This is a genomic window from Streptomyces sp. S6 (assembly GCF_054880855.1).
This window is the reverse complement of record NZ_JBTYMC010000030.1, coordinates 14925-37680: the sequence shown is the minus strand read 5'-3', so window position 1 is coordinate 37680 and position 22756 is coordinate 14925. Positions and strand designations below refer to the sequence as shown.

At 72.2% G+C, this 22756-nt stretch carries 22 protein-coding genes; 8 read left to right on the top strand and 14 right to left on the bottom strand.

The window, feature by feature from the left end:
- A partial coding sequence (locus ACVNF4_RS06900) for an acyl-CoA dehydrogenase family protein (RefSeq protein WP_461801781.1) occupies window positions 1–487 on the bottom strand: 487 nt, incomplete at its 3' end.
- 38 nt (window positions 488–525) lie between these two features.
- Here ACVNF4_RS06900 and ACVNF4_RS06895 point away from each other — a divergent pair.
- Together ACVNF4_RS06895 and ACVNF4_RS06890 are read left to right on the top strand one after the other, a co-directional pair.
- On the top strand, window positions 526–2199 hold the full coding sequence (locus ACVNF4_RS06895; RefSeq protein ID WP_461801780.1) for an AMP-binding protein: 1674 nt from the start codon (window positions 526–528) through the stop codon (window positions 2197–2199).
- A gap of 15 nt (window positions 2200–2214) precedes the next feature.
- A complete protein-coding gene (locus ACVNF4_RS06890) occupies window positions 2215–3042 on the top strand; it encodes a PaaX family transcriptional regulator (RefSeq protein ID WP_461801779.1) in 828 nt (275 codons plus the stop codon).
- A gap of 186 nt (window positions 3043–3228) precedes the next feature.
- On the opposite strand, the gene ACVNF4_RS06885 is transcribed toward ACVNF4_RS06890, so the two are convergent.
- A complete protein-coding gene (locus ACVNF4_RS06885) occupies window positions 3229–5529 on the bottom strand; it encodes a bifunctional salicylyl-CoA 5-hydroxylase/oxidoreductase (RefSeq protein ID WP_461801778.1) in 2301 nt (766 codons plus the stop codon).
- A gap of 89 nt (window positions 5530–5618) precedes the next feature.
- A complete protein-coding gene (locus ACVNF4_RS06880; RefSeq protein ID WP_461801777.1) occupies window positions 5619–6446 on the bottom strand; it encodes an enoyl-CoA hydratase family protein in 828 nt (275 codons plus the stop codon).
- A gap of 163 nt (window positions 6447–6609) precedes the next feature.
- Here ACVNF4_RS06880 and ACVNF4_RS06875 point away from each other — a divergent pair, with 163 nt between their 5' ends.
- Window positions 6610–7050 (top strand): ATP-binding protein, encoded by a 441-nt coding sequence (locus tag ACVNF4_RS06875; RefSeq protein WP_461801776.1) that lies wholly within the window; start codon window positions 6610–6612, stop codon window positions 7048–7050.
- Here ACVNF4_RS06875 and argF read toward each other — a convergent pair.
- The 3 genes from argF to ACVNF4_RS06860 form a co-directional block, all read right to left on the bottom strand.
- Window positions 7047–8054: an ornithine carbamoyltransferase gene (argF, locus tag ACVNF4_RS06870; RefSeq protein WP_461801775.1), complete on the bottom strand. Its 1008-nt coding sequence runs from the start codon at window positions 8052–8054 to the stop codon at window positions 7047–7049. The genes ACVNF4_RS06875 and argF overlap by 4 nt on opposite strands.
- 83 nt (window positions 8055–8137) lie before the next feature.
- Complete coding sequence (locus ACVNF4_RS06865) at window positions 8138–9361, bottom strand: arginine deiminase (protein WP_461801774.1); 1224 nt, start codon at window positions 9359–9361, stop codon at window positions 8138–8140.
- Window positions 9362–9494: 133 nt separating this feature from the next.
- Complete coding sequence (locus ACVNF4_RS06860) at window positions 9495–9674, bottom strand: hypothetical protein (protein ID WP_461801773.1); 180 nt, start codon at window positions 9672–9674, stop codon at window positions 9495–9497.
- Window positions 9675–10072: 398 nt separating this feature from the next.
- On the opposite strand from ACVNF4_RS06860, the gene ACVNF4_RS06855 reads away from it, so the two are divergent.
- The 3 genes from ACVNF4_RS06855 to ACVNF4_RS06845 all read left to right on the top strand — a co-directional run bounded on the left by ACVNF4_RS06855 (window position 10073) and on the right by ACVNF4_RS06845 (window position 12293).
- A complete protein-coding gene (locus tag ACVNF4_RS06855) occupies window positions 10073–11290 on the top strand; it encodes an AAA family ATPase (RefSeq protein WP_461801772.1) in 1218 nt (405 codons plus the stop codon).
- Window positions 11287–11643, top strand: a complete 357-nt coding sequence (locus ACVNF4_RS06850; RefSeq protein WP_461801771.1) for a nucleotide pyrophosphohydrolase — start codon at window positions 11287–11289, stop codon at window positions 11641–11643. The genes ACVNF4_RS06855 and ACVNF4_RS06850 overlap by 4 nt, the downstream gene beginning before the upstream one ends.
- Window positions 11644–11831: 188 nt before the next feature.
- Window positions 11832–12293: a DUF6099 family protein gene (locus ACVNF4_RS06845; RefSeq protein WP_461801770.1), complete on the top strand. Its 462-nt coding sequence runs from the start codon at window positions 11832–11834 to the stop codon at window positions 12291–12293.
- Window positions 12294–12300: 7 nt separating this feature from the next.
- Here the strand turns inward: ACVNF4_RS06845 and ACVNF4_RS06840 are convergent, their stop codons facing one another.
- The 7 genes from ACVNF4_RS06840 to ACVNF4_RS06810 form a co-directional block, all read right to left on the bottom strand.
- Window positions 12301–12567: a hypothetical protein gene (locus ACVNF4_RS06840; RefSeq protein ID WP_461801769.1), complete on the bottom strand. Its 267-nt coding sequence runs from the start codon at window positions 12565–12567 to the stop codon at window positions 12301–12303.
- Window positions 12568–12681: 114 nt separating this feature from the next.
- A complete protein-coding gene (locus tag ACVNF4_RS06835; protein WP_461801768.1) occupies window positions 12682–15234 on the bottom strand; it encodes a polynucleotide kinase-phosphatase in 2553 nt (850 codons plus the stop codon).
- Window positions 15231–16700 carry a 3' terminal RNA ribose 2'-O-methyltransferase Hen1 gene (locus tag ACVNF4_RS06830; RefSeq protein ID WP_461801767.1) on the bottom strand — a complete coding sequence of 490 codons (1470 nt, stop codon included), beginning with the start codon at window positions 16698–16700 and terminating at the stop codon, window positions 15231–15233. Before ACVNF4_RS06830 ends, ACVNF4_RS06835 begins: the two co-directional genes overlap by 4 nt.
- Window positions 16701–16792: 92 nt before the next feature.
- On the bottom strand, window positions 16793–17701 hold the full coding sequence (locus ACVNF4_RS06825; protein WP_461801766.1) for a DUF4232 domain-containing protein: 909 nt from the start codon (window positions 17699–17701) through the stop codon (window positions 16793–16795).
- Between the two features lie 84 nt (window positions 17702–17785).
- Window positions 17786–18709 (bottom strand): LLM class F420-dependent oxidoreductase, encoded by a 924-nt coding sequence (locus ACVNF4_RS06820; RefSeq protein WP_461801765.1) that lies wholly within the window; start codon window positions 18707–18709, stop codon window positions 17786–17788.
- A gap of 45 nt (window positions 18710–18754) precedes the next feature.
- Entirely contained in the window at window positions 18755–19135 is a 381-nt protein-coding gene (locus ACVNF4_RS06815; RefSeq protein WP_461801764.1) for a cell division protein SepF, read from the bottom strand.
- A 360-nt stretch (window positions 19136–19495) separates the two neighbouring features.
- A complete protein-coding gene (locus ACVNF4_RS06810) occupies window positions 19496–20122 on the bottom strand; it encodes a TetR/AcrR family transcriptional regulator (protein ID WP_461801763.1) in 627 nt (208 codons plus the stop codon).
- Between the two features lie 84 nt (window positions 20123–20206).
- Between ACVNF4_RS06810 and ACVNF4_RS06805 the strand changes: the two genes are divergently transcribed.
- Window positions 20207–20875, top strand: a complete 669-nt coding sequence (locus ACVNF4_RS06805) for a class II aldolase/adducin family protein (RefSeq protein ID WP_461801762.1) — start codon at window positions 20207–20209, stop codon at window positions 20873–20875.
- Window positions 20876–20902: 27 nt separating this feature from the next.
- A complete protein-coding gene (locus ACVNF4_RS06800) occupies window positions 20903–21844 on the top strand; it encodes a carbohydrate kinase family protein (protein ID WP_461801761.1) in 942 nt (313 codons plus the stop codon).
- Window positions 21845–21877: 33 nt separating this feature from the next.
- Here the strand turns inward: ACVNF4_RS06800 and ACVNF4_RS06795 are convergent, their stop codons facing one another.
- The gene (locus ACVNF4_RS06795; RefSeq protein ID WP_461801760.1) at window positions 21878–22729 is read right to left on the bottom strand and encodes an aldo/keto reductase; all 852 of its coding nucleotides are present in this window, start codon (window positions 22727–22729) and stop codon (window positions 21878–21880) included.
- Window positions 22730–22756 lie beyond the last annotated feature (27 nt).

Sequence of the window (22756 nt, the reverse complement as noted above, 5' to 3'; positions counted from 1 at the left end):
CCGCACCGTCGGCCCGCCCACCGTTCCCGGTGCCGGTACCACGACCACCGGTCCCGGCCCTGCCCCCGGCACCAGCGCCGGCACCCCCGGCGCCGGCACCCCCCGAACCCCCCTCCCGCACCGCCCGCCGCCCCAACTCCGCCGCGTCCGACCCCGCCCCCGGCTCACTCAACGCGAACGCGACCACCGTCCGCCCCTCCCGCACCCCCGGCAACCACCGCTCCCGCTGAGCCGGACTCCCGTACCCGTGCACGGGATACGCGCCGAGTCCCTGGAGGGCGAGGGCGGTCTCCGCCTCGGTGCAGAGGTAGGCCAACGCCTCACGCAGCTCGCAGAGTTCGACGGCGCCCGAGGTGAACAGCCGGGCCAGCAGGCCCTGTCGGCCGAGTTCGGCGACCAAAGGGCGGTTCACGCGGCCCGGTTCACCCTTTTCGGCGAGCGGACGCAACCGCTCGGCGGTCAGTGTTCGCAACGCGGAAAGCGCCATGGCGCACACCTCCTCACCGATGACGATATCGCGCTCCCTTGACCGCCGTCATCAACACGTTACGCTCGACGCACGACCCCGAACCGACAAGGGGGCGAGCCACCTTGCAGCTCTCGGCCCACGTCGACACCTTCGCGCGCGACCACCTCCCGCCGCCCGACGAATGGCCCGAACTCCGTTTCGATCTCCCGGAGTTGGCCTATCCGCCCCGCCTGAACTGCGCCACCGCCCTGCTCACCGGCCAGCCCGACGACCGCCCCGTGTTCCGCACCCCGGCCACGACCTGGTCGTACGGCGACCTGCGGGCCCGCGTCGACCGGATCGCCCATGTCCTCACCGGCGAGCTGGGCGTCGTCCCCGGCAACCGCGTCCTGCTGCGCGGCCCCACCACGCCCTGGCTCGCGGCCTGTTGGCTGGCGGTGCTGAAGGCGGGCGGCATCGCCGTCACCGTCCTCGCCCAGCAGCGCGCGCACGAGTTGGCGACGGTGTGCGAGATCGCCCGGGTGAGCCACGCGCTGTGCGACGCGCGGTCGTTGGACGATCTGGTGAAGGCGGAGGTGCCGGGCCTGCGGATCACCGCGTACGGCGGGGACGCGCCGGACGACCTGTTGAACCGGCCCTCGCCCCAACTCCCTTACGAGGCGGTCGACACGGCCGCCGACGATGTCGCGCTGATCGCCTTCACCTCCGGGACGACCGGCCGGCCGAAGGGGTGCGCGCACTTCCACCGGGACGTGCTGGCGATCGCGGACACGTTCGCGCGGCACGTGCTGCGGCCGGTGCCACAGGACGTGTTCGCGGGGAGTCCGCCGCTCGGGTTCACGTTCGGGCTCGGCGGGCTCGTCGTCTTCCCGCTGCGGGCCGGCGCGAGCGCGCTGCTGCTCGAACAGGCCGGTCCCAAGGCCCTGTTGGAGGCGATCCCGGAGCACCGGGTGTCGGTGCTGTTCACCGCGCCGACGGCGTACCGCGCGATGCTCGGCGCACCAGACCTCGGCGCGCACGACCTGTCGTCGCTGCGCCGCTGCGTGTCCGCCGGGGAGAACCTGCCGGCGGCGACCTGGCGGGCCTGGCACGAGCGGACGGGGCTGCGGCTCATCAACGGCATCGGCGCGACCGAGCTGCTGCACATCTTCCTCTCCGCGGCCGACGAGCTGATCCGCCCCGGGACGACGGGAGTTGCCGTGCCGGGGTGGGAGGCGCGGGTGCAGGACGGCGAGGGGAGGCCGGTGCCCGACGGGGTGCCGGGGCTGCTCGCGGTGCGGGGTCCGGTGGGGTGCCGGTATCTCGCGGATCCCCGGCAGGCGGAGTACGTGCGGGGCGGGTGGAACGTCACCGGGGACACGTATGTCCGGGAGGCGGACGGGTACTTCAGGTATGTGGCGCGCGCCGACGACATGATCGTCTCCGCCGGGTACAACATCGCGGGCCCGGAGGTGGAGGAGGCGCTGCTGCGCCATCCGGACGTCCTGGAGGCGGCGGTGGTGGGGCGGCCGGACGAGGAGCGCGGACAGGTCGTCGTCGCGTACGCGGTGCTGCGGGAGGGGGCCCGGCGGGATGTGCAGGCGCTGCGGGCTTTCGTGAAAGGGGAGTTGGCGCCGTACAAGTGCCCGCGCGAGATCCGCTTCCCGGACCGGCTGCCGCGCACGGCGACCGGGAAACTCCAGCGGTTCCTGTTGCGCACCGTCGGGGACACCGGTGGTGACCAGCACTGATGCCGAAGACCTAAGATGATCAACGTGTCCGACCAGCATGCACCCCGGTCTCTGATCGTCACGCTCTACGGGGCCTACGGGCGCTCCGCTCCGGGCCCCCTGCCCGTCGCGGAGCTGATTCGGCTGCTCGCCGCGGTGGGGGTCGACGCGCCCTCCGTGCGGTCCTCGGTCTCCCGTCTCAAACGCCGTGGTCTGCTGCTGCCCGCGCGCACCGAGCGCGGCGCTGCGGGGTACGAACTGTCGGCTGAGGCCCGGCAGTTGATGGAGGACGGCGACCGCCGGATCTACGCCGCCGAGCCGCCCCGCGACGAGGGGTGGGTGCTCGCGGTGTTCTCGGTGCCGGAGTCGGAGCGGCAGAAGCGGCACGTGCTGCGGTCACGGCTGGCCGGGCTCGGGTTCGGCACCGCCGCGCCCGGCGTGTGGATCGCGCCCGCCCGGCTGCACGACGAGGCCCGGCACACGCTGGAGCGGCTCGGGCTCGGGCCGTACGTCGACCTGTTCCGGGGCGAGCACCTGGGGTTCACGGCGACGGTCGAGGCGGTGTCCCGGTGGTGGGACCTCGCGGCGATCGCCAAGGAACACGAGGCGTTCCTCGACACGCACGGGCCGGTGCTGCGGGCCTGGCGGGAGCGGACGGAGACCCCGCCGCAGGAGGCGTACCGGGACTATCTGCTCGTGCTGGACACCTGGCGGCGACTGCCGTACACCGATCCGGGGTTGCCGGCGCGGCTGTTGCCCGCAGACTGGCCGGGGGTGCGGTCGGCGGAGGTCTTCAGGGAACTGCACACGCGGTTGCGGGACGCGGGCGAGCGGTTCGTGGTGGGCGGGCCGGGGGCGGTGTGAACGCCGGGGGTGCCCCGGACGCCGGACGATGACCCAGACGCCGGAGACACCCCGCACGCCGGACGGCGACCCGCACGCCAGGGGCACCCCGCACCCCGGACGGCGCACAGCGAATCCCCGCCCTGATGGACCTCAGCCTCTACTGACCCCGGCCGTCACAACCCCCGCCCCGCAGAGATCCCGGCCTCAACTCCTGAATTCCAGCCGGGGCTTCGGCGCGTCCGTCCGCCCTGTCCGTGGCGCTCTGCTCCCCGCCCGGTACTGCGGTACCCACACCACCCCCGGCCCCTCGTACCCCTGCTCGGCGGCGGCGTGGAGGGTCCAGTTGGGGTCGTAGAGGTGGGGGCGGCCGAGGGCGCAGAGGTCCGAACGCCCGGCCAGGAGCAGGGAGTTGACGTCGTCCCAGGAGGAGATGGCGCCGACGGCGATGACGGGGACGCCGAGGGTGTTGCGGATGCGGTCGGCGTAGGGGGTCTGGTAGGAGCGGCCGAAGTCGGGGGTCTCGTCGGAGACGACCTGGCCGGTGGAGACGTCGATGGCGTCGGCGCCGTGCGCGGTGAGGGCGCGGGCGATCTCGACGGCCTCCTCCTCGGTGGTGCCGCCGGGGGCCCAGTCCGTGGCGGATATCCGCACGGTGAGGGGGAGTTCGGCGGGCCAGGCCGCGCGGACGGCGTCGAGGACTTCGAGGGGGAAGCGGAGGCGGTTCGGGAGGGGGCCGCCGTAGGTGTCGGTGCGGTGGTTGGTGAGGGGGGAGAGGAAGCCGGAGAGCAAGTAGCCGTGGGCGCAGTGGAGTTCGAGGAGGTCGAAGCCGGCGCGGGCGGCGCGGCGCGTGGCTGCGGTGAACTGGTCGCGGATGGCGGCGAGTTGAGGGTGGGTGAGTTCGCCGGGGACCTGGCTGCCGGGGCGGTACGGGAGGGAAGAGGCGGCGGTGAGGGGCCAGTTGCCGTCGGGGAGGGGGTCGTCCATGCCGTCCCACATCAGCTTCGTCGAGCCCTTGCGGCCGGAGTGGCCGAGCTGGACGCCGACGGCCGTGCCGGGCGCCCTGGTGTGGACGAAGTCGGTGATCCGGCGCCAGGCCGCTTCCTGCCGGTCGTCGTAAAGTCCCGTACAGCCGGGGGTGATCCGGCCCTCGGGGCTGACGCACACCATCTCGGTCATCACGAGCCCCGCCCCGCCGAGCGCGCGGGCGCCGAGGTGGACGAGGTGGAAGTCGCCGGGGACGCCGTCGGTCGCGGAGTACATGTCCATCGGGGAGACGACGACCCGGTTGCGCAGGGTCAGGCCGCGCAGCCGCAGTGGTGTGAACATGGGCGGGGTGCCCGGCGGGCAGCCGAACTCCCGTTCCACGGAGGCCGTGAAGGCGGCGTCGCGCAGCCGTAGGTTGTCGTGGGTGACGCGGCGGCTGCGCGTGAGGAGGTTGAAGGCGAACCGGCGGGGCGGCTGACTCGCGTAGGCGCCGAGGTTCTCGAACCACTCCAGGCTGGCGCGGGCGGCCCGCTGCGTGGAGGCGACGACCGGCCGCCGCTCCGCCTCGTACGCGGCCAACGCGCTTGCCTGGTCCGGCTGTTCGTCCAGGCACGCGGCGAGCGCGAGGGCGTCCTCGACGGCGAGCTTCGTGCCGGAGCCGATGGAGAAGTGCGCGGTGTGCGCGGCGTCCCCGAGGAGGACGACGTTGCCGCTGGACCAGCGGTCGTTGACGACCGTCCGGAACGTCGTCCAGGTGGAGTTGTTCGAGCGCAGGGGGTGGCCGCGGAGGGTGTCCTTGAAGAGGTCGGCGCACCGGCCGAGGGTGAACTCCCCTGCCTGCCAGACCTCTTCGCGCATCTCGACGATGACGGTGGACGCGTCCTGGCTGTACGGATAGCCGTGCAACTGCACCACCCCCTCGTCCGTCTCCGCGACGTCGAAGCGGAACGCGTCGAGGGCGAGGTCCGTCGCGAGCCAGATGTAGCGGCAACGGTGCGTGGTGATCCGGGGGCGGAACGCGGTGGCGAACGTCTCCCGGGTCGGGCTGTGCACCCCGTCGGCGGCGACGACCAGGTCGTACGTCTCCGCGAGCCACGCCGGATACGGGGCCTCGGTGCGAAAGCGCAGATCGACGCCGAGTTCCCGGCACCGGTCGTGCAGGATCCCCAGCAGCCGCCTCCTGCCGAGCGCCGCGAACCCGTGCCCCCGGGAGACGTGCCGCCGTCCCCGGTGCGTGATCTCTATGGCGTCCCACCGGACGAACTCCCGCTCCAGCGCCGCGTACACGGCCGGGTCGGCGTGCTCGATCCCCCCGAGCGTCTCGTCGGACAGCACGACCCCGAACCCGAACGTGTCGTCGGGTGCGCCGCGCTCCCAGAGGGTGATCTCCCGTGCGGGGTCGAGGCGCTTGAGGAGCGCGGCGGCGTAGAGCCCACCGGGACCACCGCCGATGACGGCGACCCGCCCTCCGCGCGCGACCCGAGCGGCGGGCCTTGCGGGTGTGGCGGGCGCAAGGCGCACTGCGGGCGCAGTCGGCACGGCAGGAACCCGCCGACGCGAGTCCCCACTCCCGCCGACACCCCCGCCCGCTCCCGGTTCCCCCCGCCCGCTCACCGCCCCTCCCACTTCGGCGCCCGTTTCCCCGTGAACGCCGCGTGGAACTCCCGGTAGTCGGCGCTGTTCATCAGCAACGCCTGCGTGGACGCGTCGAGTTCGACAGCCGCCGCGAGTGGCATGTCCAACTCGGCGGTCAGGAGCGCCTTCGTCTGGGCGTACGCGAGGGCGGGGCCGGTGGCGAGGCGGTGGGCGAGGGTGAGGGCGGCCTCGTCGGCGGCGCCGTCCATCGTCAACCGGCTGATCAGGCCGATGCGTTCGGCCTCGGCGGCACCCACCGGCTCGCCCAGCATCAGCAGGCGGGTGGCGTGGCCGAGGCCGACGACGCGGGGGAGGAGGTAGGCGGCGCCCATGTCTCCGCCGGAGAGGCCGACCTTGGTGAAGAGGAAGGCGAACCGAGCGGTGGGGTCGGCGATGCGGAAGTCCGCGGCGAGGGCGAGGACCGCACCCGCGCCCGCCGCCACGCCGTGGACGGCGGCGATCACCGGGAACGGCGCCTCGCGCACCGCCCGCACCACCTGCCCCGTCATCCGGTTGAAGTCGAGGAGCTGGCCGGTGTCCATGGCGAGCGTCGCCCCGATGATCTCGTCGACGTCCCCGCCGGAGCAGAACCCCCTGCCCTCCCCGCGCAGCACGAGCGCTCGCACGGACCGCTCCCGGGACAGCTCGGCGAGGAGATCCCGCAGGTCGGCGTAGGCGCCGAAGGTGAGGGCGTTCAGTTTCGCCGGACGGGCGAGGGTGACGGAGGCGACGGCGTCGGTGATGTCGACGCGGAGGTGTTCCCAACGGGGTGTGCGCGCGGCGGTTCCGGTGAAGGGACTCACACGTTCGAAGTTATCACCTGTACGTGACTGTCGTCACGAGGTCGATACAACCCTGTGGTGAGCCCCGGCAGACCACTCCTGGTGCGCCCGGACCGGAGGCGGCCGTACCATTCCACAAAGTTGAAAGCAGGACAGCCTGGTGTCGAGCACGGGATCCTGCGCCATGAACGGACTCGCCTTGCACGAACGACCGGCCTCAGCCTCCTGGCGCATCGCGCTGCCGCACACCGCCGCCGCCGTGCCCGTGGCGCGCGCGCTGGTCCGGACGGCGCTGGCCGAGGTCGAGCACGGCGCGGACAGCGACACGGCGGAGCTGCTGACGGCCGAGCTGGTGGCGAACGCGGTCGAGCACACCCTCGGCAGCGCGCCGATCGAGCTGGTCGTCCACCTCCTACCGACCGGCTGCCAGGTCGAGGTGCACGACCAGGACCCGGCCCCACCGGGCGAGCTGACACGCCCCTCCGGCACCGACCCCGACCCCTGGCAGGAGCACGGCCGGGGCCTCCTCCTGATCCGCTCCCTCTCCTCCTCCTGCGGCCACCGGCCGACGGAGAAGGGGAAGGCGGTGTGGTTCAGGCTGATGGTGATCCCGGTGAAGAGCTAGGCGAGCGTCGCCACCAGCACCGCCTTGATCGTGTGCATCCGGTTCTCCGCCTCGTCGAAGACGACCGAGTGCGCGGACTCGAACACCTCGTCCGTGACCTCCAGCGAAGCGAGCCCGTACGTCTCGTAGATCTCCTGCCCGACCTTGGTCCCGAGGTCGTGGAACGCGGGCAGGCAGTGCAGGAACCTGACGTCCGGGTTGCCGGTGGCGCGCAGGACGTCCATGGTGACGGCGTACGGCGTGAGCGCGGCGATCCGCTCGGCCCACACCTCTTTGGGCTCACCCATGGAGACCCAGACGTCGGTGGCGACGAAGTCGGCGCCCGCGACACCTTCTTCGACGCTCTCGGTGAGCGTGATCCGCGCTCCGCTCACGGCGGCCAGCTCCCGGGCCCGGTCGACGATCTCCTTCGCCGGCCAGTACCGCTCGGGTGCGACGATCCGGACGTCCATGCCGAGCAGGGCGCCGGTGACGAGGTAGGAGTTGCCCATGTTGAAGCGGGCGTCGCCGAGGTAGGCGAAGGCGATGCCGGTGAGGTCCTTGGTGCTGTGCTCGGTCATGGTGAGGACGTCGGCGAGCATCTGTGTGGGGTGCCAGTCGTCCGTGAGCCCGTTGTAGACGGGCACACCGGCGTACGCGGCCAGCTCCTCCACCTTGGCCTGGCTGTCGCCCCGGTATTCGATCCCGTCGTACATCCGGCCCAGCACGCGCGCGGTGTCCTTCACGGACTCCTTGTGCCCGATCTGCGAGCCCGCGGGGTCGAGGTACGTCGTCGAGGCGCCCTGGTCGGCGGCGGCGACCTCGAAGGCGCAGCGGGTGCGGGTGGACGTCTTCTCGAAGATCAGCGCGATGTTCCTGCCGGTCAGGAGGCGTTCCTCGGTCCCGGCCCGCTTGGCGGCCTTCAGCTCGGCGGCGAGCCGGAGCAGCCCTCGGAACTCCTCGGCGGTGAAGTCCACCTCTTTGAGGAAGTGGCGGCCGGCGAGGGCGGTCGGGACTGTCGCCATGGGGGCGCTCCAGAGGTACGGGAACAGACTGACCCGTGGAAGTCTATACGATGCCCGGCATTTCTATACAGACCCCGGTGTGATCATACAGCCGCCCGCTCCACGGGACAGCTCATACAGCGCGGCCCGCCCCTCCCCCGGCCCAGCTCGCTCCCCGGGATCTCGATCACCTCGACACCCTGTTTCCTCAGGTGCGTGTTGGTCGTGGCGTTGCGCTCGTACGCGACGACGACGCCCGGCTCCACGCACAGCACGTTGCAGCCGTCGTCCCACTGCTCCCGTTCCGCCGCGTGCACGTCCTGCGTCGCGGTCAGCACCCGGATCTCGTCGAGGCCGAGAGCCGCCGCGATCGCGCGGTGCATGTGCTCCGGCGGGTGGTCGGTGACCTTCAACTCCTTCTCGCCGACGCCGGGTTCGATGGTGTAGGAGCGGAGCATGCCGAGGCCCGCGTACTGGGTGAAGGTGTCGCCGTCGACCATCGTCATCACCGTGTCGAGGTGCATGAACGCGCGGCGCTTCGGCATGTCCAGCGCGACGATCGTCCGCGCCGAGCCGGCCGCGAACAGCTTGTGCGCGAGCATCTCGACGGCCTGCGGGGTGGTGCGCTCGCTCATGCCGATCAGGACGGCGCCGTTGCCGATGACGAGGACGTCGCCGCCCTCGATCGTCGACGGGTAGTCGGCCTGCCCTTCCGACCACACGTGGAAGCGCTCGTCGCGGAAGAGGGGGTGGTGGCGGTAGATCGCCTCGAAGTGCACGGTCTCGCGCTGCCGCGCGGGCCAGCGCATCGCGTTGATGGAGACGCCGTCGTAGATCCAGGCGGAGGTGTCACGCGTGAAGAGGTGGTTCGGGAGCGGGCCGAGGAGGAAGTCGTCCAGCTCCATCACGTGGAAGCGGACGGAGGTCGGCTCGGGGTGCGCCTGGAGGAACTCCCGCTTCGTCATCCCGCCGACCAGCAGCTCGGCCAGCTCGGCCGACGGGAGCGGCTCGAAGGCGGCCCGCAGGTGGTCGGTCGCGAGGGGACCGTACTCCTTCTCGTCGAAGACCCGGTCGAGGACGAGGGTCCGCGCCGCCGGCACCGACAGGGTCTCGGTGAGCAGATCGCCGAAGAGGTGGACGACGACGCCCCGGTCCCGCAGGACGTCCGCGAAGCCGTCGTGCTCGGCCCGCGCGCGCCGCACCCAGAGCAGGTCGTCGAAGAGCAGCGCGTCCTTGTTGGTGGGCGTGAGTCTCTTGAGCTCCAGATCGGGCCGGTGCAGGATCACCCGGCGCAGCCGGCCGGCCTCGGAGTCAACGTGGAATGCCATGCCCCCATCCTGACCAACGGGCGGCCGGTTCACCCGGCATCCTGGGGTCTTTCTGACGGGGGCGGAGCGGCTCGCCGCACTCGGCTCGACGTTTCCTCGGCTCAGTGAGGGGAACGCCGGGAACGGGCCGGTGTCAGTGGTCGGCCTCGGCCGGGCTCAGTGTGTTGTCGGCGTCCTCGGGCACAGCCCGCGAAGGGCTCGACTGAAGGTCCGCGTCCAGTGCGGACAGGTCCGCGTTCAGTGACGCCATCAGCTCCTCCATCTGCTGAAGCAACCCCTTCGGCTGCCCGGCAGAGCCCATTTCCTCGGACATGACGGCCTCCTCGGCCCCCGGCCTCACATCAGGAGGCCACTCGGGTGACGTCCCGGCGTCGACCTGCCGGGCACGGGAGCCGGGCGGTCCGGCTCCGACGTCCCAACGATCATCGCGGGGGCCGGTCACTCCCCCACACCGCCCACCGCGCCCGGCGCCGGGATTTTTCACCCGGGAGGGGCGGTGTGGGCCTGGGGCGACGGGGGAAGTTGACGGCCCGTACGGGCGTGCGGGGTGCGAGCGTGACCCCAGGGGCCGCCGACACCGAACAGACAGTCGCACCATCAACGGTTTCAGTCACCGGCGTTGACCGGATCCCGGCGGAGCGGTAGCTCGATCGGGGGAACGTCGCTTTGACGGAACGGTTCGGCGGGGTGGTGGGCTTCTACGGTCGCGGCATGACCGGATCCCGCTCGTCCCGTGAGCCGCAGGCGCGGCAGACGGCTGCTCAGGTGCTGCCGCCGCGCGCGAAGCGGGTTCCGCAGCCGAGGGGGAGCGAGGTGAGGCCGCAGCGGCCGTGCCTGACCGAGTTGAGGCTGTCGGCGTTCGCGGGGCACAGGAGGGCGGTGTACGGGCTGGGGCCGGTGACGTTGTTCAGCGGGCGGAGCGGCAGCGGGAAGAGCAGTGCGCTGAGGGCGTACGGGGCGTTGTCGAGGCTCGGGGGCGGGGCGGTGGTGCGGGAGGTGTTCACGGATGTGGGAGCGTGCGTGCCGGTGTGGGCGCGGGCCGACGGGGAGGGGCGGCGGGGGTTCCGGATCGGGTGCACGGCGGACGGTCCTGAGGGGCCGGTGACGCTCGACGTCGCCGTCCAGGCCGAACCGCGGATGCGGATCGTCGGCGAGCGGCTCAGTGCGGGGGGCGCGGTGCTGCTGGAGACGGCGCTCAGGGATCCCAGCCGGCCGTACGTGGACGCCGCCTGGCACACCGGCGGCTCGAAGGCCGTCATCCGCGCGCCCTTCCCGGACGACCAACTCGGCACCGCCATCCTCCCGTTACGCGTCTCGGGCCGCACCGGCGCACAGCGGCGGGTGATCGCCGCCGCCGAACAGATGGTCGTCGCGCTGCGCTCCGTCTTCTTCTGCGACCCCCGCCCCGACGCGATGCGCGAACCCGTCCTCCCCGGCTCCGGCCTCCTGCGCACCGGCTGCGCCAACATCGCCGACGTCGTCTTCCGCACCCGCGCGGAGTGCGCCGTCCGCCACGCCGCCCTGGTCGCGGCGGTGGACGCCGGCTGCGCGGGCCCGGTCGTCGACCTGCGTGCCGAGGCGACGACGGACGGCAGGCTCCAGGCCGTGCTCGACCGAGGCGGCGGTACGACGGCGCTGCTGCGCCTCGGGGACGGCGAACTGCGCCACCTCGGCCTCGCTCTCGTCCTGCTCACCGGACCCGGTGTTCTCACGGTCGACGCACCGCGCGAAGCCCCGGGCGGACAGGGGGCGTTGACGGTGCTGGCCGACAACGTCGACTCCCATCTCGACCCGCGCCAGCGCCGCGCCCTCCTCGAACTGGCCGTCCTGATGGCCGACCGCGGCCACATCCGCCTCCTCGGCACCTCCCCGGACGCCCGCTGGGCGATCGGGACACCCGGCGTCACGGTGGTACACCTTGACCTGTGACAGCCCACAACACCCCGCCCGACGTGCCGGAACTCCAGCGCAGGCTGGCCGAGTTCGCCGCCGCCCGCGACTGGCGGCCGTTCCACACGCCCAAGAACCTCGTCGCCGCGCTCAGCGTGGAGGCGTCCGAACTCGTGGAGATCTTCCAGTGGCTGACCCCTGAGGAATCGGCCGGGGTGATGTCCGATCCGGACACCGCCCACCGGGTCCGGGACGAGGTCGCCGACGTGCTCGCGTATCTGCTCCAGCTCTGCGAGGTCCTCGGCGTCGACCCGCTCGCCGCGCTGGCGGCGAAGATCGAGCGCAACGAGAAGCGGTTCCCGGTGGAGGGGCGCGGACCGGAAGCGGAATGAGGAGTGAGCGGGAACGATCACGTCCGCTATCACTTTGAGTAATCGTTCAGCCGCTCGAAACCGATTTGTTGTCCACAGATTTCCGCCTTCCTCTGGCTTTTCGCCTCACGGTCCCTCACTCTGGGTAGTGGTCAAGGGAGTTGCGGCGGACGCGTGAGGAACGGGTCCGGGACGGACGGGGGTGGCGCATGGATGCGGTGCGGCTCATCCTGGCGAGCCGGTGGGCTCTGGCGCAGGGCGGTGACGGCGCCGGGTTGCTCGCGGAGGTCTGGCAGGCGCAGGCCCTCGCACAGGCCATAGGCAGCCGCCTCGCGGTCTCCGGCCCCCCGGAGTTACGCGGCGAGGCCCTCGGCCTCACCGAGCTGGCGGGCCGGGGCTGCGGTGTCCTCGACGCCCCCGACCTCCCGCCCGAGTCCCTGCGCGCCGCCCAGCTCACCGACCTCGACGACGCCCGCCAGGCCCTCCTGTGCCTCGGCGGCCTCCTCGGCGAGGTCGGCATCGCCCTCGTCGGCCTCGCCTCCACGGCCCCCGACCAGACGACGTACTGGCAGTGCATGGAAGCCATCGACGCCGCCGACGAATCCAGAGACCGGGTCCTGGAGATGCTGCGCAAACTCGCGGCCCGGGAAGAGGCGCTGCCGGAGCGGTGAGGGGGGGTCAGCCGCCCCCTGTGTCAGCTCCGACACCCGCGAGGGCTTGTCGTTGCCGCAGATGCCAGCGGCCGACCGGGTCCCAGGCCCGCACCGTCCCGTCGCCGCAGCCGACCAACGCCACGCGACGGCCTTCCAGCGTCGCGGTCGTCACCACCCTCACCGCGGCACGCGTGTCCAGAGGCTCGGCCGCAGGGCGCCGCGCGGCCAGGTCCCCCACACCTACGGCCCTGCCGAGATCGCCGGTGAAGGCGACGGTCTGGCCGTCCACCACGGCCGTCGCCGGCGCCCGGCAGGACCGCGACGTGTGAGGTCGCCGCGTCCCGCTCGCCGCACCAGGAAACCCCGGGCCCGGCCCAGGAGTCACCCCCTGGACCGGGCCCGCCCCTCACAGCCTCGGGTCCACCGGCTCCGACTCCAGTGCCAGCACCCCGAACACCGCCTCGTGGACCCGCCACAGCGGCTCGCCCTCGGCAAGGCGGTCCAGGGCCTCCAGGCCGAGGACGTACTCGCGGATCGCAAGGGACCGTTTGTGGTTGAGGAAGCGGCCCCGGAGGCGGGCGAGCTGGTCGGGGCGGGTGTACTCCGGGCCGTAGATGATCCGGAGGTACTCGCGGCCACGGACCTTGACGCCGGGCTGGACGAGGCGGTTCTCGGCGTCGCGGACGACGGCTCCGAGGGGCTTCACCACCATGCCCTCGCCGCCCGCGCCGGTCAGCTCCAGCCACCAGTCGACGCCCGCCTGCACCGAGGCGGGGTCGGCCGTGTCGACGTACAGGCGCCGGGTGGTCCGGATCAGCCCGGTGGGGTCGTGCTCCACCAGCCGGTCCAGCAGGGCGAGTTGCTCGTCGTGCGGCAGGGCGGCGAGGCTGCGGCCCCGCACCGCGAGGAACTGGAACGGCGCGAGCCGCACGCCGTCGAGGCCGTCGGTGGGCCAGCAGTACCGCCGGTACGCGTCGGTGAACGCGGCGGCGTCGGCGGCACGTTCAGTCTGCCGCGCCAGCAACTCACCGACGTCCACGCCTCGTTCGGCGGCTCCCTGGAGCGCGGTGAGCACACCCGGGAACACCGCCCCGGAGGCCGCGCCGACCGCCGCGTACTGGGAGCGCAGCAGCCCGGTCGCCTTGAGCGACCACGGCATCAACTCCGCGTCCAGCAACAGCCAGTCCGTGTCCAGCGACTCCCATAGCCCGGCCGCGTCGGCGGCGGCACGCACCCGTCCGAGGATCTCCTCGGTGACGGCTTGGTCGTCGAAGAACGGCCGCCCGGTACGGGTGTACAACGACCCCGTGGGACCGTCCACCCCGAACCTCTTGCGCGCCACCTCCGCGTCCCGGCACACCAGGACGACGGCCCGCGACCCCATGTGCTTCTCCTCGCACACGACCCGCTCGACCCCGCCGGCCGCGTACTGCGCGAACGCCTCCACCGGGTGCTCCAGGTACCCCTCGGCGTGCGAGGTCGCCGTCGGCGCCATGGTCGGCGGCAGGTACGGCAGGAGCCGGGGGTCGATCGCGAAGCGGCTCATGACCTCCAGGGCCGCCGCCGCGTTCTCCTCCCGCACCGAGACCCGGGTGTTGCCCTCGTACCGGGTCGTCACGATCCGCCGCCCGTGCACGTCGGCCAGGTCCAGCGGACGCCCGTCGTGCCCGCCCGGCGCCTCGGAACGCAGCGGGCGTACCGGCTCGTACCAGACCTTCTCGGCAGGGACGTCGACCAGTTGGCGTTCCGGCCAGCGCAGCGCGGTCAGCTTGCCGCCGAACACGGCACCCGTGTCGAGGCAGATGGTGTTGTTGAGCCAGCCGGCCTCCGGAACCGGGGTGTGACCGTAGACGACGGCCGCGCTGCCCCGGTACTCCTCGGCCCACGGGTACCGCACCGGCAGCCCGAACTCGTCGGTCTCCCCGGTGGTGTCGCCGTACAGCGCGTGCGAGCGGACCCGCCCCGAGGTGCGGCCGTGGTACCGCTCGGGCAGCCCGGCGTGGCAGACGACCAGCTTCCCGCCGTCCAGGACGTAGTGGCTGACCAGCCCGTCGATGAACTCCCGTACTTCTGCGACGAATTCCTCGCTCTGCCCGGCCATCTGCTCGACGGTCTCGGCGAGTCCGTGCGTGTGCTGGACCTTGCGGCCCTTGAGGTGACGGCCGTACTTGTTCTCGTGGTTGCCCGGCACGCACAGCGCGTTGCCCGACTTCACCATCGACATGACCCGCCGCAGGACCCCCGGGCTGTCCGGCCCCCGGTCCACGAGGTCCCCGACGAACACGGCGGTACGGCCGTCCGGGTGCACCCCGTCCACATACCCCAACTTACCGAGCAGCGACTCCAGTTCGCTCGCGCAGCCGTGGATGTCCCCGACGATGTCGAACGGCCCGGTGAGGTGTGTCAGGTCGTTGAACCGCTTCTCGGTGCGGACGGTCGCGGCGTCGATCTCCGCCGGACCGCGCAGGACGTGCACCTTGCGGAACCCCTCCCGCTCCAACCCCCTGACGGAGCGCCGGAGTTCACCGATGTGCCGTCTGATCACCCGGCGCGGCATGTCCGCCCGGTCGGTGCGGGCCGCGTTGCGCTCGGCGCACACCTCCTCCGGGACGTCGAGGACGATCACGATCGGCAGGACGTCGTACTTCCGTGCCAGCTCGACGAGTTGACGTCGGGACTCGCTCTGCACGCTGGTCGCGTCGACGACGGTACGGCGGCCGGCGGCCAGCCGCTTGCCGGCGATGTAGTGCAGGACGTCGAAGGCGTCCCGCGTCGCGCTCTGGTCGTTCTCGTCGTCCGAGACCAGGCCCCGGCAGAAGTCGGAGGAGATGATCTCGGTGGGCTTGAAGTGCCGTGCCGCGAACGTGGACTTGCCGGAGCCGGAGGCGCCGACGAGGACGACGAGGGAGAGGTCGGTGACGGGGAGTTCCCGCACCTTGGTGTGCTGCTGCTCGGTCATGCCGCCTTCGCCTCCTTCTCGTTCTCTGTCAGTTGCGTGAAGACCGCCATCTGGGTGGGCGGCCCGACCTCGGGGTCGTCGGGGCCGATCGGCGTGAACTCCACGCCGTAGCCGTGCCGTTCGGCCACGCCGCGGGCCCAGGTGCGGAACTCCTCGCGGGTCCACTCGAAGCGGTGGTCGCCGTGCCGGACGTGCCCGGCGGGGAGGGTCTCCCAGCGGACGTTGTACTCGACGTTCGGGGTGGTCACGAGGACCGTGCGGGGGCGGGCCGCGCCGAACACCGCATACTCCAGGGCGGGCAGGCGCGGCAGGTCGAGGTGTTCGATCACCTCGCTGAGCACGGCCGCGTCGTACCCCTTGAGCTGCTTGTCCGTGTACGCCAGCGACCCCTGCCGCAGGGTGACCCGGGACGCCTGGCGCTCGCCCATGCGGTCCAGCTTGAGACGGCGGGCGGCGATGGTGAGGGCGCGCACCGACACGTCGAGGCCGACGATCTCCGTGAACCGGACGTCCTTGAGCAGCTCCTTCACCAACTCGCCCTGCCCGCAGCCCAGATCGAGGACGCGGGCGGCGCCGGCGGCGCACAGGGCGGCGAGGATCGCCTCGCGGCGCTGGACGGCGAGCGGCGTCGGCCTCTCCTCCGTCTCGGCCTCCGACTCGACCGCGTTGTCGATCTCCTCGACCGCGCTGTCGTCCGTCTCGGCGAGCCGCACCAGTTCCAGGGCCTCCCTGGCCTGCCGGGTCAGCGACCAACGGCGGGACAGGTAGCGGCTGGTGATGAGGTTCTGCTCCGGGTGTGCGGCCAGCCAGCCCTCACCGGCGCGCAACAGCTTGTCCACCTCCTCGGAGGTGACCCAGTAGTGCTTCGCGTCGTCCAGGACCGGCAGCAGGACGTACAGGTGACGCAGCGCCTGAGAGAGCGTCAGCTCCTCGGACTCCAGGGTCAGTCGGACGTACCTCGAATCCCCCCACTCCGGGAACTCGGCGTCCAGCGCGACGGGTTCGGCGGTGACGGTCCAGCCCAGCGGCTCGAACAGCTCGCGGACGAGCCCGGCGCCGCCGCGTGCGGGCAGCGCGGGCACCTCGACGCGCAACGGCCGCCGCTCGCCGGGGAGTTCGGGACGGGCCTGGCACGTGCCCTTCATCGCGCTGGAGAACACGGCACCGATCGCCACCGCGAGCAGTGAACTCGCCGCGTACGGGCGGTCGTTGACGTACTGTGCGAGCGCCGCGTCCGGTGCGCCGCCCCGGCCCTTGCCCTTGCCGCGCCGGACCAGGGCCACCGCGTCCACCTCCAGCAGGAGAGCCGCCGTGCAGCGATCGGGGCCCGCCTCCGGGTAGAGGACGTGCGCCGTGCCGTAGGAGGTGGAGAACGTCTGCGCCTTGTCGGGATGCTTGTGCAGCAGGTAGCCGAGGTCGGTCGCCGGGCGTTCGGGCGTGCCGGTGGTGGTGATGGTCAGGAACATGGGCCTCTCCGGCCGGGTCTGTGAAGGGGTGCGAATGGTTGTGCAACTTTGACACAGGGGCCGTGACCGGCGCCTTTGGTTATCCGGCGGCGTTATCGCGCGGCCTTCTGCCAGGGGCTCACGCCGAGCTTCCCCGTCGTGCCGAGGTCCAGGCCGGGCGCGATCATCACCGGTGCGGCGCCGGACTTCGCGCGGACACGGACGTACGGGACGTTCACCGCCGTGCCGAACCCGGTGGTGTTGCGCCAGGCGAGCTCGGCCCACGCCTGCGCGCCCGGCTTCAGGGTGAGCGGTTCGGGGGTGTCACCGCTGCCGGTGGGGCCGGAGATCCTGCTCGTGCCCTTGAGGATCTCGATGCCCTCGACGGGGCGGTGCTCGGTGTCGAGGAGGGTCAACTCCGGGAATCCGTCCAGGGAGTAGGGGGTGGTGCCGCAGTTCTCCAGGTGGATGCCGACGACTCTGAGGCCCATCGCCGCGTCCCCCTCGTCGGCGTGGACGCGGACGCCGGAGGGCGGGCAGGCACCGCCTGTCGAGGGGGCCTCGGCGGTGGGGACCTTGTCCACCTTGATGACCTTCGCCGTGGACGCGCCCGCGGAGCCGGGGCCGGCGAGGAGTTCCAGGTTCCCGGTGACCGTCCTGCCCGGCGGGACCGATCGCGCGGGCACCTTCTGGTTTCCCATCGCGCCGCCGGAGGGCGACAGGAAGGAGACCGTGACGGTGTACGTCATCGCCTCGGAGCCCTTGTTGGCGATCTCGTAGGCGGCGGTGAGCCGCGCGAGGCTGTCCGGCCGCACCACGTGGTCGTCGCCGGTGCGCGCCGACGGGGCGTCCGGGAGGGTCACGGAGGTGATGCGGACGCCGTCGATGCCGGGGTCGGTGACCGGGGAGGCCGAAGGGGCGCCCCTGGCTCCCGCCCCGGCGTCCGCCGCCCCCTCGGTGCCGCACGCGGTGGCGGCGAGGAGGACGGCGACGGCCGGGACGAGGAGGGGGTGTCTGCGCATCGGGCCACCTCATCAGGCGGCCTGGTCACCGGCTGTGGCGGAGGCCACAGCTCCGGTCACAGAGCTGTCACAGGTGACGGTTTCTCAGCCGAGCTGCGACTGCACCGCGCTGGAGATCAGCTCCAGGTGGTCGAGGTCCGAGAGGTCCATGATCTGGAGGTAGAGGCGGCTGGAGCCGATCTCCGCGTACCGTCCGATCTTCTCGACGACCTCCCCGGGCGTCCCCGTGAGCCCGTTCTCCTTCAGCTCGTCCACCTCACGCCCGATCGCGGCGGCACGCCGGGCGACCTCCGCGTCGTCCTTGCCGACGCAGACGATGAGGGCGTTGGAGTAGGTGAGCGCGTCCGCCGGACGGCCCGCCTCCGCGACGGCCTCGCGGACTCGGCCGAACTGCTTCTCCGTGTCGGCGACCGAGGCGAACGGCATGTTGAACTCGTCGGCGTAACGGGCCGTCAGCCGGGGCGTGCGCTTCGGGCCGCCGCCGCCGATCAGCACCGGGATCTTCGCCTGCGCCGGCTTGGGCAGGGCGGGCGAGTCGGTCAGCGTGTAGTGGGTGCCCTGGAAGTCGTACGTCTCGCCGAGCGGGGTGTTCCACAGGCCGGTGACGATCTCCAGCTGCTCCTCCAGGCGGGCGAACTTCTCCGCCGGGAAGGGGATGCCGTAGGCCTGGTGCTCCGCCTCGAACCAGCCCGCGCCGAGGCCGAGTTCGACGCGTCCGCCGGACATCTGGTCGACCTGGGCGACCTGGATGGCGAGGACGCCGGGCAGCCGGAAGGTGGCGGCGGTCATCAGGGTGCCGAGGCGGATGCGCTTCGTCTCGCGGGCGAGGCCGGCGAGGGTAAGCCAGGCGTCGGTGGGGCCGGGAAGTCCGTCCACGTCACCCATTTTCAGGTAGTGGTCGGAGCGGAAGAAGGCGTCGAACCCCAGGTCCTCGGTCGCCTTCGCGACGGAGAGGAGGGTGTCGTAGGTGGCGCCTTGCTGGGGCTCGGTGAAGATACGCAGATCCATGGGGCCATCATGCATGTCCTCGCCGGTCCGGCAGCGGCACGCCCCCTAAACCCCCGCCCCCTCCATGATCCCGCTCACCTCGGTCCCCGGCGGTGTCAGCAGGAAGACGTTGCGGTCGACCCGGTGCATGCCGCTGGCCAGGCCGAAGACGACGCCGGTGGAGAAGTCGAGGACGCGTTTGGCGACTTCGGTCTCGGCGCCGGTGAGGTCGAGGAGGACGGGGATGCCGGCCATGAGGGTCTCGGCCACCTCGCGGGCGTCGGCGAAGACGTTGACGCGCAGGACGACGAAGCGGCGGCGGGCCTCGGTGTCGGGTTCGGGGAGGGCGCGGTGGCCGACCGCGGACGGCCAGGCGTCACGGCCCCTCAAGGGGACGACCTGGGCCAGGCCCTCCCACTGCTCGTCGGTGACGTCGTATCGATTCACCGGACACCCCCCGAAATGACTCGCGTTCCATCCTGCACCAGCCAATTCTTACGCCATGTCACCCGTTCGGCCCAACAGCGACACGGACGGCGACCTCTCGAACACTGTTCACACCCCCCTCACACCGGACTCTTCACCGGCGGCGCGGCACGGTTCATCGCCGCCGCATAGCGTCCCGTCCCGTGCACTCGGCAGAGACACCGCCGGTGCCTTCGGTCCGGTGGACACAGTCGGCGGTGTCCACCGGACCGGGAGTTCGCGCCCTCCGGCACCGGGCCTTCACGGCCGTGCGCCTCTTCGTCGGCGCCCGGCATCCGCCGCCGGCCGCCCTGATCACGGCGGCACCTGACGAGCTCGCGTCTACTCCCCCAGCCGCCCCAGATACGCCCGCAGCAGCGTCTTCAGCTGCCCCAGGAGGGCCGGGTCGCCGTCGGGGGCCGTGCGGAACGCCTCCTGGGTCACCGCGTCCGCCGCGAGGAAGGCCGTGCGGCAGGCGGTGGCGGCTTGCGGGGTGTCGGGGAGGAGGTGCTGGGCGAGCAGGACCCGGTGCAGGCCCGCGGTCATCGTGTGCTTGTGGCGGCGGTCGGCCTCACGGGTGGTCTCGGTGAGGTGGCGGCCGAACCAGAGCGCACGGAAGCCGGGTTGGGAGCGGTAGAGGCCGGTGAAGGTGTCGACGAGGACGGCGACGGGGTCGGGCCAGGTCTGCTCGCCCGCGCGGACGACGAGGGCGTCCATCTCGGCCTCCAGCCGCCCCAGATACAGATCCGCCAGCGCCTCCACGATCGCGTCCCGGTCGGGCAGGTACTGGTACAGCGCCCCCACCGAGACACCGGCCTCGGCGGCGACCCGCGTCGTGGTGAGGACGTCCACCCCCTCCTCGACGAGCAGCCGCTCCGCCGCCGCCAGCACTTTCGCGACCTTCTCCACGGACCGCGCCTGCCGGGGCCGCCGCCGCAGCCGCACCCCGTCCAGCTCACGGGCGTCCATCCCGGCCCCCTCTCCCGCATCAGAGTTCCCTGAACCCTGAAACCAAACGTGACTTTGTTTCAGGTTCACGTTAGCTTTCGCGTCATGACGGAGGCGAGCGCAGCTCTGGCGCAGGCACGGCAGGCGGTCGCGGAGACGAGCCGGCGGCTCGCGGAGGCGGGGCTGCTGATCGGCACGGCGGGCAACGTGAGCGTACGGATCGGCGACGCGGTGGCGGTGACGGCGACCGGTGCGGTGCTTGAGCGCCTCACGCCGGACGAGGTGACGGTCGTCGGCATGGACGGCTCACTCCTCGCCGGGGACCTCGCGCCGACGTCCGAACTGGAGCTGCACCTCGGGGTGTACCGCGGCTCGGGCGCGGGGGCCGTCGTCCACACGCACTCCCCGAAGGCGACCGCGCTCTCGCTGGTCCTCGACGAACTCCCGTGCGTGCACTACCAGATGCTGCTGCTGGGCGGCGCGGTACGGGTCGCGCCGTTCGCGGTGTTCGGCAGCCCGGAGCTGGCGCGGTACGTACTCGCGGCGCTGGAGGGGAAGTCGGCGGCGCTGATGGCCAACCACGGTGCGGTGGCGCACGGTTCGTCGCTGGAGAAGGCCGTGGAGAACGCGCTCCTGCTGGAGTGGGCCTGCGACGTCTACGCCCGCGCCGCCACCCTCGGCACCCCGCGCGCACTGAGCGAGGAACAGCAACTCGCGGTCATCACGGCCGCGTTGAGCAGCGGCTACGGCAGCACCCGCGCGGCGAAGCCGTAACGGGCCGTACGAGAGAGGGAGCTTTCGTTGAGTCAGTCGGTGATAGCGCTCGGCGCCCACGTGTTCGACGTCCAGGTCCGCCCGGTCGAGTCCATCCCGGACGGGCAGGGCGCGACGCTGGTCGACCAGATCCGGTTCGGCCCGGCGGGCACGGCGGCCGGGACGGCGGTGACGCTGGCGAAGCTGGGCGCGTCGGTGAAGACGGCCGGGGCGATCGGGACGGATCCGATCGGCGACCTGATGCTCAGCCTGCTGGGCAGGTTCGGCGTCGACACCTCCCTCGTCGTGCGCCGCGAAGACGCCCAGACCTCCGCGTCGGTCCTGCCGATCCGCGCGGACGGCAGCCGGCCCGCGTTCCACGTGCTGGGCGCGAACATCACGTACGGCCCGGACGACGCTCCGCACGCCGAGATCGCCGCCGCCACCCATCTCCACCTGGGCGCACCGGAGTTGATGGGCGGGGAGGCGGCGGCGAAGATCCTGCGGCCCGCGCGGGAGGCGGGGACGGTCACCTCGGTGGACATCCTCGCGGGTGGCGAGAGCGGGCTGTTCGACTGGATCGCGGACGCGCTGCCGTACGTCGACCATCTGCTGCCGAACGAGGAGCAGGTACTCGGGTTCACCGGCGCGGAGAGTGTGGAGGCGGGCGCGCGGGTCTTCCTGGAGCGGGGCGTCGGGTGTGTCGCCGTGACGCTGGGGGCGCGCGGGGCGCTGGTGGTGACGGCCGAAGAGGTCCTGGAGGTACCGGCGTTCGCGGTGGACGTCGTCGACACGACGGGCTGCGGCGACGCGTTCTCCGCCGGGTATCTGCGGGGGCTCGGGCTCGGCCGGTCGCCGCGTGAGTGCGCGGTGCTGGGGTGTGCGGCGGCGGCGTTCGTGGCGCAGGGGCTCGGCAGTGATCACGGGGACTTCGATCTGGCGGCGCTGGACGCGTTCGCGGCGAACACGCCCCACCTGAAGGTCGACTGACGGTCCGTCAAGTCCCTTGCCCTGAAGGGGCCGTCACGCCAGTTCCCGCAACTCCTCCTCACCGAGGACCACTTCAGCCGCCCTCATGTTGTCCTCCAGGTGCTCCACCGACCCCGTCCCCGGAATCGGCAGCATCACCGGGGAGGAGGCCAGCAGCCAGGCGAGGCTCATCCGGGGGACACTCACCCCGTGCCGGGCGGCGGCTTTCGCGAGCCGGGAGCCGGTCGACGCGTGTCCGCCGCCGACCGGGAAGAACGGCACGTAGGCGATCCGGGCCGCCTCGCACACCCCGAGCACCTCGGCGTCACCCCGCTGACCTGCATGGTAGAGGTTCTGGACGGCCGCGACCGGGGCGATCGTCCGGGCCTCGGCGAGTTGGGCGGCGTCCACGTTGCTGACGCCGAGATGCCGGATCAGGCCCTCCTCCCGCAGTGCGGCGAGGGCCTCGAAGCGGGCGGCGAGGGATTCGCCGTGCGGGACCTCCATGCCGCCGATGCGTAGATGGACGAGGTCGAGGCGGTCTACGCCGAGGGTGTCGAGGTTGCCTTCGACGAGCCCGCGCAGGTCACCCGGTCCACCGTGGGTGAAGCTCCCTTCGCGGAAGAGGGGTCCCACCTTCGTGGCGATGGTCAGGCCCGCCGGGTAGGGGTGAAGGGCCTCCCGGATAAGGGTGTTGGCGCGGACGGTGCCGTCGCCGCTGTTGTAGAAGTCGGCCGTGTCGATGTGGTCGACGCCCAGTTCGACCGCGCGGCGCAGGACGGCCCGGCCGGTCTCGGGGTCGCGGGGTTCGCCGAACATGCCGCCCTGGGAGGGCAGCCGCATCGCGCCGAAGCCGAGGCGGTGGACGGGGAGTTCGCCGCCGAGGGAGAAGGAGAGGTCGCTCATGCCGCCAGCGTGCCGGGCGCCGGGGCG